Annotated in this window: 11 protein-coding genes and 1 pseudogene; 11 read left to right on the forward strand and 1 reads right to left on the reverse strand. The window is 57.2% G+C overall.

All coding sequences use genetic code 11. The annotated features are described in order from the left end of the window. The 8 genes and pseudogenes from PKO02S_RS32270 to PKO02S_RS07435 all read left to right on the forward strand — a co-directional run. Window positions 1-827, forward strand: a pseudogene (locus tag PKO02S_RS32270) (DNA ligase); the annotation flags it as partial. After that, window positions 824-1,135, forward strand: coding sequence for an EscU/YscU/HrcU family type III secretion system export apparatus switch protein (locus PKO02S_RS07405; protein WP_127580567.1), 312 nt, complete (start codon window positions 824-826; stop codon window positions 1,133-1,135). The pseudogene PKO02S_RS32270 and the gene PKO02S_RS07405, both read left to right, overlap by 4 nt. Beyond that, complete coding sequence (locus tag PKO02S_RS07410; RefSeq protein ID WP_246066870.1) at window positions 1,132-1,548, forward strand: YraN family protein; 417 nt, start codon at window positions 1,132-1,134, stop codon at window positions 1,546-1,548. The genes PKO02S_RS07405 and PKO02S_RS07410 overlap by 4 nt, the downstream gene beginning before the upstream one ends. 142 nt (window positions 1,549-1,690) lie before the next feature. Next, complete coding sequence (locus PKO02S_RS07415; RefSeq protein ID WP_127580569.1) at window positions 1,691-3,310, forward strand: response regulator; 1,620 nt, start codon at window positions 1,691-1,693, stop codon at window positions 3,308-3,310. 17 nt (window positions 3,311-3,327) lie between these two features. Further along, complete coding sequence (locus PKO02S_RS07420; RefSeq protein ID WP_127580571.1) at window positions 3,328-5,175, forward strand: sensor histidine kinase; 1,848 nt, start codon at window positions 3,328-3,330, stop codon at window positions 5,173-5,175. A gap of 163 nt (window positions 5,176-5,338) precedes the next feature. Continuing rightward, window positions 5,339-6,304, forward strand: a complete 966-nt coding sequence (locus tag PKO02S_RS07425; RefSeq protein ID WP_127580573.1) for an ABC transporter permease — start codon at window positions 5,339-5,341, stop codon at window positions 6,302-6,304. A gap of 16 nt (window positions 6,305-6,320) precedes the next feature. After that, a complete protein-coding gene (locus tag PKO02S_RS07430; protein ID WP_127580575.1) occupies window positions 6,321-7,199 on the forward strand; it encodes a carbohydrate ABC transporter permease in 879 nt (292 codons plus the stop codon). A gap of 102 nt (window positions 7,200-7,301) precedes the next feature. Further along, on the forward strand, window positions 7,302-8,837 hold the full coding sequence (locus PKO02S_RS07435) for an extracellular solute-binding protein (protein ID WP_127580577.1): 1,536 nt from the start codon (window positions 7,302-7,304) through the stop codon (window positions 8,835-8,837). 53 nt (window positions 8,838-8,890) lie between these two features. Here PKO02S_RS07435 and PKO02S_RS07440 read toward each other — a convergent pair whose 3' ends face one another. Next, on the reverse strand, window positions 8,891-10,456 hold the full coding sequence (locus PKO02S_RS07440; RefSeq protein WP_127580579.1) for a YifB family Mg chelatase-like AAA ATPase: 1,566 nt from the start codon (window positions 10,454-10,456) through the stop codon (window positions 8,891-8,893). Window positions 10,457-10,820: 364 nt separating this feature from the next. Here PKO02S_RS07440 and sucC point away from each other — a divergent pair, with 364 nt between their 5' ends. From sucC to dprA, 3 genes are all read left to right on the forward strand, one after another. After that, window positions 10,821-11,981 carry an ADP-forming succinate--CoA ligase subunit beta gene (gene sucC, locus PKO02S_RS07445; RefSeq protein WP_127580581.1) on the forward strand — a complete coding sequence of 387 codons (1,161 nt, stop codon included), beginning with the start codon at window positions 10,821-10,823 and terminating at the stop codon, window positions 11,979-11,981. Between the two features lie 22 nt (window positions 11,982-12,003). After that, complete coding sequence (gene sucD, locus PKO02S_RS07450) at window positions 12,004-12,936, forward strand: succinate--CoA ligase subunit alpha (protein ID WP_127580583.1); 933 nt, start codon at window positions 12,004-12,006, stop codon at window positions 12,934-12,936. Between the two features lie 103 nt (window positions 12,937-13,039). Continuing rightward, window positions 13,040-14,146, forward strand: coding sequence for a DNA-processing protein DprA (gene dprA / locus PKO02S_RS07455; protein WP_127580585.1), 1,107 nt, complete (start codon window positions 13,040-13,042; stop codon window positions 14,144-14,146). Window positions 14,147-14,159: the final 13 nt, after the last annotated feature.

Consider the following 14,159-nt stretch of genomic DNA (forward strand, 5'->3'; position numbering starts at 1 on the left):
CCGAGGCGCCTCGCGGCGACGCCATGCCGCCGCAGCGAGCGGCGCAGCCCGAGGCCGCGCCGGACCCCATCGCCCGACTGCTGAAGGCCGTCGGGCTGGAGCACGAGCAGACGCTGGCGCGCAGTCTGCTGCACAGCGACCCCGCCGCCGGCGGCCCGCGCGGCGGGGATCTCCCGCCGCTGCCCGGCGCGGCGGACCCCATGGCGGACGGCGCGCCGCGACTTGGCGCCGGCCAAAGCCAAGCGGCGGACACGCTCAAGAGCGTCCTGCTGCAGCTGGCCGACACCGACGGCTTGCCGCCCGCGCTCAAAGAGCAAGCCCAACAGGCGCTGCAGAACATCACCGGCCAGCAATTGCTGCTGACGCCGGACCGCAGCGCCGTGTTCACGCATGTGACGCTGTTCGTGCCGTTCCTGAGCGGCGACGGCCAGCAGACCGCGTCGATCCACGTGCAATCGCGCCGGGGCAAGAAGGGCGAAATCGACGCCCAAAACTGCCGCCTGCTGTTCGACCTGCGGATGAAGGCGCTCGGCGATACGCTCGTCGACGTGCAAGTATACGACCGTAAAGTGCAGCTGCAGGTGCATAACGACTATCCGTTCGTGAACGATCTGATCGAAGGGCACCGAGAGGAGATCGAGGCGGGTCTCGCGCTCGCCGGATATACGCTGGTCGCGATCCGAAGCGCGCCATTTCCGGAGCTGCAGGCGCCGAAAGCGTCCGAAGCGGCAGCAACGGGCGACGATGCCTCGACTCGCTTCATTCGGCCGGACGGCACGTCGGTCTACCATGTGAAACCGTACCGGGGAGTGGACATCCGCGTATGAGCGAACAAGAATCCGCACCGACCAAGCCCCCTACTCCCGTCAAGAAAGCCGTGGCATTGCGCTACACCCCGGATCAGGCGGCGCCGGTCGTCGTTGCAAAGGGTAAGGGTCGCATTGCCGAGGAGATCATGAATCGCGCCAAGGAGCACGGCGTCCCGCTGCAGGAGGATGCCTCGCTCGTGGAAGTGCTGTCCAAGCTGGACTTGAACCAAGAAATTCCGCCGGAGCTGTATCAGCTTGTGGCGGAGGTGCTGAGCTTCATCTATCGCTCGGATCAGCGCGCCCGGAACAGGAGGAACGACGGTTGACGAATCAGCAACACCAGCAGCCGCAACTGCAACAGCGACGGGACAATCGACGGGCCCTCGGCAATGCCGGCGAAGCGCTTGCCGCCGATTTCCTATTATCCGCCGGTTGGCGCATCATTGAGCGCAACTGGCGCTGCCGCACCGGCGAGCTTGACCTCGTGGCGGCCAGCGACGACATGCTGCTGTTCGTCGAAGTCCGTACTCGCACTCATTCCAGCAAGGGCTCCTTCGGTACAGCCCGGGAATCCGTTGACCCCCGCAAGCAGCGGCAAGTCCGACTAACCGCTCAAACCTACATGCATATGAAACGGCTCGATGACTCGCATACGATCCGTTTCGATGTCATCTGCGTCACCATACAGCCGGAGGCAGGCGGACAGGCGACCCTGGAGTATATCGAAGGGGCGTTCTGAACCGCCTTTTTCATTCGCGCTAATAATGCCGCCCTTCCATAATCTCTATAGCTTTCCACCAGAATGTAAAGCTTTACCCTCTACCGCTGCTTTCGCCGTCCTTTTATAATGAAGGGTACGAGAAGAAAGGGGCGAGGCATCGATGCACAAGCTGCTGATCGTGGACGATGAGCCTACGGTACGGATGGGATTGCGCACATATTTCGACTGGGCGGCTTACGGCATCGAAGTGTGTGAGGAAGCGGACGACGGCGATGTGGCGCTTGAAGCAGCCGAAAAAATACGGCCGGACATCGTCCTAACCGACGTGAGAATGCCGGCTATGGATGGAATCACCCTATCTAAGGAGCTTCGAAAGCGCTTTCCGGAGATCAAGATCATTTTCGTGAGCGGCCATGACGATGCCGATTATTTGAAGTCGGCGATGAAGGTCAGCGCGATCGATTATATATTCAAGCCGGTGAATTTGCAGGAGCTGAGAGCCGTCGTAGAGCGCGTAGTCGCCGTATTGGACGGAGAGCGGACGCAGCAGCGGATGATGGAGGACATGTCGGAGAAGCTGAAAGCCAGCATGCCGCTGCTTCGCGAGAAGTTTCTTATGTCGCTCGTCTCCCAGGGAGCTTCCCGAACGGAGCGAATCCCAAGCCGCTTGGAGTTCCTCGGTCTTCGGTTGCCGGAACGCGCTTCTTATTGGGTGCTCGTATTGTCGGTAGACCGTCTGGCGGATTGGCAGGAATCGCGTTCCGAGCAGGATTGGCAGCTGCTCACATATGCCGTGCAGAACGTGTGCCAGGAGCTGATCGATCAGCACTTGAACGGCTATGCGTTCGAGCTGCGGAGCGGCGAGTTCGTCGGAATTTTGTACGAGGGAGAGGCAGAGGAAGCGGAAGAACGGCTGTTTGCTTTGGCCAGCGCGATGCGGGATAATTTGCAGAAGTGGTTGAAGATGAGCGTGACGATCGGAATGGGCGAACGCGTCGCTACCCCGGAAGCGTTGACGGTTTCCTTCCAGCAAGCGAGAGAAGCAGCCGAACGCAAATGGTATATGGGGCAAAATCAAATTCTCACGATGGACAGCCTCGAGCCGGAGCGCGACAGCTTGTTCCGGTTCGACATGGCGCAGAGCGGCAAGCTCGTGTCCAGTCTGAACGCGGCGGACCCGGAGCAAGTTGCCTCCGAGCTCGAGGAGCTCTTCGAAGGGTTGGCTCACAATCGGCGGGACGGTTTCAAATATGCGCGCAACGTCTGCATGCAGCTCGTCCTGCTGGCCGGCCAGCTGATGCTGGAGCTGAACATCCTGTCCAGGGAAATGTCGGAGCAGGAAACGATGCTCCAGGAGAAGCTGTTCAGAGCCGAAACGATTGCGGATCTGAAAGCGCTTGTCACCGCTTACCTCAAGCTCGTCTGCAGCTCCATCCAGGAGAAACGCTGCGGCAAGGCGAGCAATCTTGTCGAGCGCGTCCGCGCGGTCATCGAGCGGCGGTATGCCGACAATACGCTCACCGTCGCCGAGATCGGCAAGGAAGTGTTTTTGACGGACACGTATGTCAGCCTCTTGTTCAAGCAGGAAACCGGCCGGACGGTCAACGAGTATTTGACCCATGTACGCATCGAAAAAGCGAAGGAGCTGCTGCGCAATCCGATCCACAAATTTTACGATGTTTGTTATGCGGTCGGTTACGCCGATCCGAGCTATTTCAGCAAGCTGTTCAAAAAAGTGACGGGTTCGACACCGAGCGCCTACCGCGAGACGCTGGGATAGGAGGCGATGCATCCGCAATGAAACTATTGAAGCGCAGCTATGCCTCGATTCGTCAATTCGTCCGACGCTTCGGCATGCCCAAACGCTGGCTGCTCACCTACATGCTGTTGATCGTGGTGCCGGCCGGCATTTTACTATATACGTATTATCAGCGCTCGACTTCGATCCTGGAGGAGGAAGTGACGAAGTCGATGCTTCAAGCGATCAAACAAGGCGGGGTGAACCTGTCGTCCCGATTGGAGCACATCGAAGATATTAGCGATACCGCCTTTATGTACCCCAAGCTCTATGAATACTTGCTTGAGGAAGATCAGATCGGCTCGATCGGCCGCCAGCTGGAAGTGTTCAAGGATTTGAGCGGCTTGATCAGTACGGTGCAGAACAATCGGGATGTCTACAGGCTCCGGCTGTTCGTGGACAAGTCCAAATTGTACTCGGCGGAACGAATCAACTTCTTCTCGATGGAGGAGCTGAAGGATAGGCCGCTCATGAACAAGCTGATAGAGGCGAGCGGGGCGATCGTCTGGACCGGCGTTTATAAGGAAACGTACGTCGATCGCGGGACGGAAGGCGTCTATGTGCTCTCAGGCGCCCGCATCCTGCACGATCCGAAGCAATACGGACAAATGGCCGGCGTCCTCATGGTCGACGTGGCGGAGCAGACGATTACGGATGTGTTGTCGGAGCTCGTCGTGTCGCAGTACAATGCGGTTTATTTGGCCGATTCGAACGGAATCATCGTCTCCCATCCGAACCATGAGCTGATCGGCACCGCGGTCGACCCGAAGGTGTGGAAGGCGATGGAGGGCCAAACGGAAGGAAACGGCAGAGTCGAGCTGGACGATGAGCCGGGTTATGTGGTGTTTACCTCGGTCAAACCGACAGGCTGGAAGCTGATCGCGCAGATTCCTGCGTCCGAAATCAGCGAACGGGCGAAAATCAACCAATACGCAGGGATTGCCACGCTGCTCGCCATCTTCGCCTTGTTCCTCGTCCTCGCCTTCGTGCTGGTCGCGCTCATCGTGAGGAGCATGAACCGCCGCGTGCAGCAGGTGATCAAGCTGATCCGCAAACAAGGCGTGGAGCGGTTCGACGAGCTGCAGCCGATGCCGGAGGGCGATTTCCTTATGCTCGAGCGAAGCGTGGACCATCTCATTCTGCGCTTGCAGTCGCTTATGCAACAGACGTACAAGGCGCAGGTCCAAGAGCGGGAGGCGCAGCTGCGAGCGCTGCAAGCCCAGATCAATCCGCATTTTCTGTACAATACGCTGGATACGATCAATTGGATCGCAATCGGCCGGGGCGCCACCGATATCAGTCAGATGATCGACGCGCTCGCCAAATACTTCCGACTAAGCCTGAACAAGGGCCGGGACCGAATGAGTGTGGCGGATGAGCTGAACTTGGCTCAGGTGTACCTCGAAATTCAGAAAAGCCGGTTTCTCGGGACATTCGACTATACGATTGATTGCGAGCCCGAGGCGGAGAGTCTGATCGTGCCGAAGCTGACGCTGCAGCCGATCGTCGAGAACGCGCTGCTCCACGGGATTCGCAAGACGAAGGAGAAACGCGGCCATATCCATATCAACGCTCGGCGGGAAGACGGGATGCTGGTGCTTTCCGTGACGGATGACGGCATCGGGATGGAGGCGGAGACGGCTCAGCGCCTGCTGGTCGTACCGCAGGAGGAGATCAAGACGGACGGCATCGGCAGCTCCTACGGCTTGTTCAACGTGAACGAGCGGATCAAGCTGTTCGCCGGCGCTGCCTCCGGGTTGACGATCGAATCCAGTCCCGGCGTCGGGACGACCGTCTCGGTGCGGATCGAGTGGAAGGAATACGACCGACTTAGCTCGGGCCATTAGGCTCGGGCTTTCTTTTTGACGCTCGAACTGCTACAAGCCCCCCCATAATCGCAACCGCAACACTATAGAGATAGACCAGAAATTCAAGCTTTGCCTTCTACAACCGTGAGTCCCGTCTCTCCTATAATAAAAGTACAACAACAAGACAGTAGGAGGTTGAACGATGAGCCACCCGGCACCGACTCGAACGAACCAAGTCTCGTCCACTCAACCGGATAACGTGAGACAGCATAAATGGAGGTTGTTCCGCACCAATCTCGACACATATGCGCTGCTTTTACCCGGGCTTGCCTTTTTTCTTCTGTTCAAATATACCCCCATGTACGGGATCATCATCGCGTTCCAGGATTTCAACATTTTCGACGGGATCTTGGGAAGCAAGTGGGTCGGATTCGAGCAGTTCCAGAAGCTGATGAGGTCCGAAGAGTTCAGCCAAGTGTTTCGCAACACGCTTTTGATCAGCTTTTACAAAATTGTGCTGCTGTTCCCGATTCCGATCATCTTGGCGTTGTTCCTTAACGAGGTCGCAAAAATGTGGTTCAAGCGCACCGTCCAGACGATCATCTACTTGCCGCATTTTTTGTCCTGGGTCATCATTTCGGGATTGTTCATCAACATCCTGTCTCCTTCCGGAGGGTTGGTGAACGAAGCAATCGCTTGGTTCGGCGGCGAAAAAATATCGTTTCTGATCAACAATGAGTACTTCCGCAGTGTAGTTGTCTTCACGGCAGGGTGGAAGGAGGCAGGCTGGAACGCCATCGTGTTCATCGCTGCTATCGCGGGCATCGATCAGGATCAGTATGAGGCGGCTTCCATCGACGGCGCTGGGCGGATTACGAAAATGATCCATATTACGCTCCCCGGCATCGCACCTACGATCGTGCTCATGTTCATTCTGCGGATCGGCCACCTGCTGGATGCGGGTACGGAGCAAATTTTGACGATGTACAATCCGGTCGTGTATGAGACAGGCGATGTCATAGGCACTTTTGTGTATCGGGTAGGCTTGGGCAAAATGGATTACAGCTTCAGCACCGCCGTAGGCCTGTTCAATTCCGTTGTCGGCTTCCTGTTGATCATTACCGGCAACCTCTTAAGCAGGAAGCTCGTGAAACGAAGCATCTGGTAGAGAAGGAGAATCGCTTATGCGCAAAAAAACATCCGCCGACTGGAGCCTGGATATAGTCATCTATGGGACGCTGCTGCTAATGACGCTGGTCACGCTGCTGCCGTTCGCCAATGTGCTCTCCAAATCGGTTAGTCAGGAGTGGGCGGTCGTGTCCGGCAAAGTAGGGGTATTCCCGGTCGGCTTTCAGCTCGAGACGATGAAATTCGTCGTGACCTCGTCGTCGTTCATCCGCTCGTTTATGGTATCGGTGGGGGTGACGGTCGTTGGAACCGTGCTATCGCTTTTGCTTACGGCGCTCACCGCCTACCCTTTATCGAAAAGACATCTCCCCGGAATGGGTTTCGTTATGGTATTGTTTATTTTTACGATGCTGTTCAGCGGAGGCATTATCCCGAACTATATGCTGATCCGCAACTTGGGCTTGATGAACAGCCTATGGTCGCTCGTGCTGCCGGCTCTGATCAGTGTGTTCAACCTGCTAATCGTCAAAAGCTATTTCGAAGGGCTGCCCGAAAGCTTGGAAGAATCCGCTCGCATCGACGGCGCCCGCACATATACAATTCTGTTTCGCATCATCCTGCCGCTAAGCGGCCCGGTGCTCGCGACAATCGCGCTGTTCTACGCGGTATACTTCTGGAACGACTTTTTCAATCCGATGCTTTACATCAACAGTCCGTCGCTGAAGCCGTTGCAGCTGTATTTGCGCGATATTGTGATGGATGCGAATTCCGTAACGGCCGGGATGGAGCGCAGCGCCGACGACATGATGAACATTTCCCCCGAAGGCGTCCGTTCGGCTACGGTTGTGGCATCCACCATTCCGATTTTGCTCGTCTATCCGTATTTGCAGAAATATTTCATCAAAGGGGTCCTGATCGGCTCCGTCAAAGGATAAGTTCCTCGGAGAAAGCACGTTTGGGCATTTGTGCGCATTAACTTCTCCGGGGGACGCCCCAGAGATTTAATGATAGATATACTACTATTGGGAGGGTTTCTTTTGAAAACAAGCATGAAGCAACTGATGCTCGCCGCCATGGCGGGAACGCTTGCCATCACCGCAACCGCCTGCGGCGGCTCGAACTCCGGCTCCTCGACCGGCACATCTCCCGCCGCTTCCGCCAGCGCGGGGCCCAAGCCGGCATTGAAAGCTTTGCAAATTTGGCAAACCGCCGACTACAACAACTATCCCGTAGCCAAGCTGCTGGAGGAGAAAACGGGCTACAAGGTGCAGTACGACATGCTGCCGCAGGACAAACCGGAAGACAAGCTGAACTTGCTCATTTCCTCCGCCGAGCCTTACGATTCGATCACCACGCTCGGGAACAGCGACTTCAAGGCGCTTTATTCCGACTATGCGAAGCGCGGCGCGCTTGTAGATCTCGGGCCTTTGATCGACAAATACGGTCCGAACATCAAGGCTATGATTTCGCCGGCGACGCTTGATGCGGTGAAGGTGGACGGCAAAATTTACGCCATTCCTACGAAATCGATAAGCTTCAGCGGCGTCAGCCTGATGATTCGCCAGGACTGGCTCGACAAGTTGGGGTTGAAGACGCCTACAACAACCGAAGAGCTGACCAATGTGCTGAAGCAGTTCAAGGAGAAGGATCCGGGCGGCAACGGCGACAAAAATATTCCTTTCGCGATCAACGGATCGGCCCCGATTGTGGACAATTTGATCGGCGCATTCGGCATGCCGAATTCGTGGAACGATGCAGGGGGCAAGCTGGTGCCGCGCGCGCTGGATGCCGGGTTTAAGGACTATTTGACTTACATGAACGACTTGTTCAAGCAAGGGTTGCTGGACAAAGAGTTTGCGGTCAACAAAGACGCGACGATGAAGGAGAAGTTCACGAGCGGCAAAGCCGGCGTCATCCCGCTTCACTGGGCGGATGTGCCGACGATTATGGATGCACTGGTCAAAAATGCGCCTTCGGCGAAAATCGTGTACGTCCCTACGCTTAAAGGGCCAGGCGGCAAACTGGGGTTGAGCGCAGCCGACGGTTTCGACCGACTGACATTCATTCCGAAAGCTTCCAAACATCCGGAAGAGGCGATTAAGTGGATGAATGCCAAGCTGGACAAGGATTTGTTCAAGCTGATGGCGATCGGCGAGGAGAACAAGCACTACACGTTCAAGGACGGAGCGTACACGCCGATTTTGCCGATTTTCAACGACGAGCGCAATTTCGCTAACAACTTCTTGACCGGGGTGGACGAGAAGAACTATCCGACCTACTGGCAAGCCCGCGTCCGCAAGGATATGCGTCTGTACGACGCTTGGGCGAACCTGAACGTTCAGCAGGCAGCTTCGACGCGCATCATCGATCCGCTCGGCTTGAGCCCGAACATGGCCGAATACTCCAAGAACAACGCTTCGCTCAACACACTGGTGAACGACCAGGCGGTCAAGTACATCGTAGGCGCCGATCCGATCAGCGGGTTGGAGACGTTCCAGACGAAGTACAAATCGTCCGGCGGCGACGCCAGCGTCAAGGAAGTCAACGAATGGTACACGACGAAGAAGAAGTAAAGGCTTGTGTGGCCGCCGATTCCTGCCTGTGGGGCAGGGGTCGGCTTTTTGTTTCACCCCCACTTCCGATCCAGACTGCGATACTGGATCGCTTCCGCCGTATGCTCCTCGCCGATCGCTTCCACGTCGTCCAGATCGGCCAGCGTCCTCGCCATGCGCAGAATGCGGTCGTGCGCACGCACGCTGAGACCAAGCGTGTCGATCGACTCGAGCAGCAGTTGCTCGGCTTCCGCCGGCAACCGGCAAGCTTCTCTCAGCAGACGACCCGCGAGCTCGCCGTTGAAGCGGATGGCCGTCCCCCGGTAGCGGTAAGCTTGCCGCTCGAGGGCGACCTGCATCCGCTCGCGCATGTCGGCCGACGACCAGCCGGCCATACCTTGCCCCTGGGCCAGGGCTAGTGATTTCAAGTCGGCGCGCGGCACTTCGATGTGCATGTCGATCCGGTCGAGCAGCGGTCCGGATAGACGGGAGCGGTAGCTCTGCACCTTCAGCGGCGAGCAAGTGCATGTCGAAGTGTCCGAGTCGCTGCCGAAGTAGCCGCACGGACACGGATTCATCGAGGCCGCGAGGATGAAATGCGCCGGAAACGTGAACACCGCCTTCGCGCGGCTGATTGTTACGTGGCGGTCCTCAAGCGGCTGACGCAGCGCCTCCAGCACATAACGAGGAAACTCCGGCATCTCGTCGAGGAACAGGACGCCTTTGTGCGACAGGCTGATCTCGCCCGGCTTCGGGATGGATCCGGCTCCGACCAATCCGCCGATCGAAATCGTATGATGCGGCGAGCGAAACGGTCGGGTCCGGATCAAACGGCTCCGATCCTTGTTCGCACCGGCAGCGCTGTATATTTTAGTCACCTCTAGCGCTTCCTGATCAGTCAACGCCGGCAGGATCGAAGGGAGCCGCCGAATCAGCATTGTCTTGCCGGAGCCGGGAGGCCCCACGAGCATAATGTTGTGCATGCCGCTGGCCGCCACCAAGAGCGCCCGTTTGGCGTAGTGCTGTCCCCAGACGTCGGCGAAATCTTCCGTAAACTTGGCAGCACCCGCCGCCGCGTCGAGCACATTCATGCCGCCGCCTCGTCTTGAGCCATCGCCCACCGACGTTTGGCGAATATCCGTTATGCCTTTCAACTCGTCCAGATGAGCCAGCCCGATCACCTCAATCCCCTCGATCAATCTCGCCTCCGGCGCGTTGGCGGCCGGCAGCATCACATGCGTCAAGCCGTTCGCGCGCGCGGCATCGACCATCGACAGCACGCCGGGAATCGGCCGCAGGCTGCCGTCCAGCGCCAGCTCGCCGATGACGAGGCAGCGCTCCAGCCCTTCCAGCCGGTGCTGCCCGCTGGTCACGAGGATGCCGACGGCTACGGCCAAGTCGAACGAAGCGCCTTCCTTGCGCATATCCGCCGGCGCCATATTTACCGTGATCCGCTCTAGCGGAAACCGGTAGCCGCAATTTTTCACCGCCGCCCGCACCCGTTCGCCCGCCTCGCGGATCGCCGAATCCGGGAGCCCAACGATCGCCATCATCGGCAAGCCGCTCATCAGATTGACTTCAACCTCGATCAGATACCCTTCTATTCCTTGCAAGCAAGCTCCGTTTACTTTTCCGTACAAAACCAAAAGCACCTCTCTCCATATACGGGCCGGCGGCTGCTCTCAGCAACCCCTAGTCTCCGCGACTTCGGAAAAAGGTGCTTCCTTACTTTCCTATCCCTCCCATTTCGTCATCCGCATGTGAAATTCCTGCTCCCCGCACTAAAATTTCTAGCGCACGGAAATACTGGTAGGAGCAAAAGGCCCTTGCAAAAAAATAATAAAAAAATTGAGGAAACTGTCGAAAAAAAGTGGTACAATGGGTAAGGTTTTTTGTGGAATGTCAGATTGTAACTTTCATGGACGGGTTTCCAAGCAGCAGTCCGGCTCGCCGGGGTTCTGTTTAGCAAGATTAGAGAACCAAATTCGATAGGAGGATTCGAGAATGAATATCCATGAGTATCAAGGCAAAGAAGTCCTGAAACAATATGGCGTCGCCGTTCCTCAAGGCAAAGTTGCTTTCACCGTTGAAGAAGCGGTAGAAGCGGCCAAAGAGCTGGGCACGGCCGTTGTCGTTGTGAAGGCGCAAATTCATGCGGGCGGCCGCGGCAAAGCGGGTGGCGTCAAGGTGGCTAAGAGCTTGGACGAAGTGCGCCAGTACGCCGGCCAAATTCTAGGCAAAACGCTCGTTACGCATCAAACCGGTCCGGAAGGCAAGGAAGTGAAACGTCTGCTCGTCGAGCAAGGCTGCGATATTAAGAAAGAGTATTACATCGGCATCGTCGTCGACCGGGGGACAGGCCGTGTCGTCATGATGGCATCGGAAGAAGGCGGTACGGAGATCGAGGAAGTCGCTCACCATTCTCCGGAGAAAATTTTCAAAGAAGTGATCGACCCGGCTGTCGGCCTTCAAGCGTTCCAAGCGCGCAAGCTGGCTTACGCGATCAACATCCCGAACGAGCTCGTGAACAAAGCGGTCAAATTCATGACGGCTCTTTATCGTGCATTCGTGGACAAAGATTGCTCGATCGCCGAGATCAACCCGCTCGTCGTTACCGGCGACGGCCAAGTCATGGCGCTGGACGCCAAGCTGAACTTCGACTCCAACGCGTTGTTCCGTCACAAGGACATCGTAGAGCTTCGCGACCTGGAAGAAGAAGATGCGAAGGAAATCGAAGCGTCCAAGTTCGACCTGAGCTACATCGCCCTCGACGGCAATATCGGGTGTATGGTTAATGGCGCCGGCCTCGCGATGGCGACTATGGACATCATCAAATACTATGGCGGCGAACCTGCGAACTTCCTTGACGTAGGCGGCGGCGCAACGACGGAGAAAGTAACCGAAGCGTTCAAGATTATCCTGTCCGACCCGAAGGTAAAAGGCATCTTCGTCAACATCTTCGGCGGCATCATGAAGTGCGACGTGATCGCCAACGGCGTTATTGAAGCGGCCAAGCAAGTAGGCTTGGACCGTCCGCTTGTCGTCCGACTCGAAGGCACGAACGTAGCGCTCGGCAAGAAAATCTTGAACGAATCCGGCTTGAATATCGTAGCGGCAGACTCGATGGCTGACGGCGCGCAAAAAATCGTAGCGCTCGTGAAGTAATTTTGAGAGGAGATGAACTCGAATGAGCATTTTGGTCAATAAAAATACAAAAGTCATTACGCAAGGCATTACCGGTTCCGTCGGGATGTTCCATACGAAAGGCGGACTTGACTACGGCACGCAAATGGTCGGCGGCGTTACGCCGGGCAAGGGCGGCACGAAAGTGGACATTACGCTGGAGAACGGCACGACTGTGCAACTGCCGGTCTTCAATACGGTTGCAGAAGCCAAAGCGGCTACCGGCGCTACAGCGTCCGTTATTTACGTTCCTCCTGCCTTCGCGGCGGATGCGATCATGGAAGCGGTAGATGCCGACTTGGATCTGGCGATCTGCATCACGGAAGGCATTCCGGTTCTGGATATGGTGAGCGTGAGCAAGTACATGGAAGGCAAAAGAACCCGTCTGATCGGTCCTAACTGCCCGGGCGTCATTACTCCGGATGAGTGCAAGATCGGCATCATGCCGGGCTACATTCACTTGAAGGGCCATGTAGGCGTCGTATCCCGCAGCGGTACGCTCACGTACGAGGCGGTTCATCAGTTGACTACGCGCGGCATCGGCCAATCGTCAGCAGTCGGTATCGGCGGCGACCCGGTCAAGGGCTCCGAGTTCATCGACATCCTCAAGCTGTTCAACGAAGATCCGGACACGTATGCGGTCATCATGATCGGCGAAATCGGCGGTACGGCGGAAGAAGAAGCGGCTGAATGGGTAAAGGCGAACATGACGAAGCCGGTCGTAGGCTTCATCGGCGGCCAAACGGCGCCTCCAGGGAAGCGGATGGGCCATGCAGGCGCCATTATTTCCGGCGGCAAAGGCACGGCAGCGGAGAAAGTGTCGACGATGGAGGCTTGCGGCATCAAGGTCGCTCCAACTCCTTCGGAGATGGGCTCCACGCTTGTCGGCGTGCTTGAAGAAAAAGGCTTGCTCGAGAAATGCATCGTAAAAAAATAAGCTTCATTCGTTGAAGGTAAGCAACCTTCCAATCCCTGAACCGGGGTCGGAAGGTTGCTTTTTTTCGTTAGATTTGATCCTATTTCAAGGAGGCTTTATACTATTGGATAAACGTACCGTCTTATTCGCTCTGCATGAGTTGCCCGGCATCGGCTGGCAGACCATCCTGAAGCTGATCGACGGCTTCGACGATCTGAGCGGGCTGCCGCTGCAGAGCGTGGATCGTCTGAGCCGGCTCGACATTCCCGCCAAGAAAGCGGAGCAGCTGTTAACCGCGCTTCAAGGCTCTTTCGTATCCGATCGCTTCTTGGCTTACGAGGCAAGAGGCATTCATGTCGTCACATGGTATGACGAGGCATATCCAGTCTGGCTGAGACATACTTCGCAGCCTCCATGGGTGCTGTACGCGTCCGGCGACTTGTCGCTGCTCCGACGCGTGAGCGTCGCCGTCGTGGGGACGCGGACGCCGACCGCTTACGGCAAGCGCGTCGCGCACGAGCTGTCGCGCGACCTTGCGGACGCCGGCGTGACGGTCGTCAGCGGCCTGGCGCGCGGCATCGACAGCGAGGCGCATCGCGGCGCGCTCCAGAGCGCGGGCGGCGGTTCGACGATCGGCGTGCTCGGCTGCGCGCTCGATACGGTGTATCCGCCGGAGAACCGCGAGCTGTACGCGAGAATCGGCAAAGCCGGGCTGCTGCTGTCGGAGTTCCCGCTCGGCACGCCGGTCCATCCGGGTTTGTTCCCGCTGCGCAACCGGATTATCGCGGGCCTGACTCGCGGCACGCTCGTCGTAGAAGCGGCCGAACGGAGCGGCTCGCTGATCACATCCGATTTGGCACTTGGCGAGTCCCGTGACGTGTTCGCGATCCCTGGTCCGATTACGTCGCCCAAGAGTGCCGGTACCCACAAGCTTCTCAAGGAAGGGGCCAAGACGGTCACATGCGCGGAAGATATTTTGGAAGAGTACGACATGTGGCTGAAGCCTCCATCCGCACAACGACAAATGAACGCGCAACCCCGATCCGCGCCGGTCAAGCTGTCTCCGGAAGAGGCGGATTTGCTCAGCCGAATTAGCTGGGAGCCAGCCTCGGTCGACAAGCTGTTCGAGCTGTCGGGATTTGCGTTTGGACAAATGCACGCAGTTCTGTTATCTTTACTAATGAAAAAACAGATTCAGCAACTACCCGGGTCCACCTATGTTCGAATCTAAGGGAGTTACCCTC

Source organism: Paenibacillus koleovorans NBRC 103111, from assembly GCF_004000845.1.
Taxonomy (GTDB): Bacteria; Bacillota; Bacilli; order Paenibacillales; family NBRC-103111; genus Paenibacillus_AA; species Paenibacillus_AA koleovorans.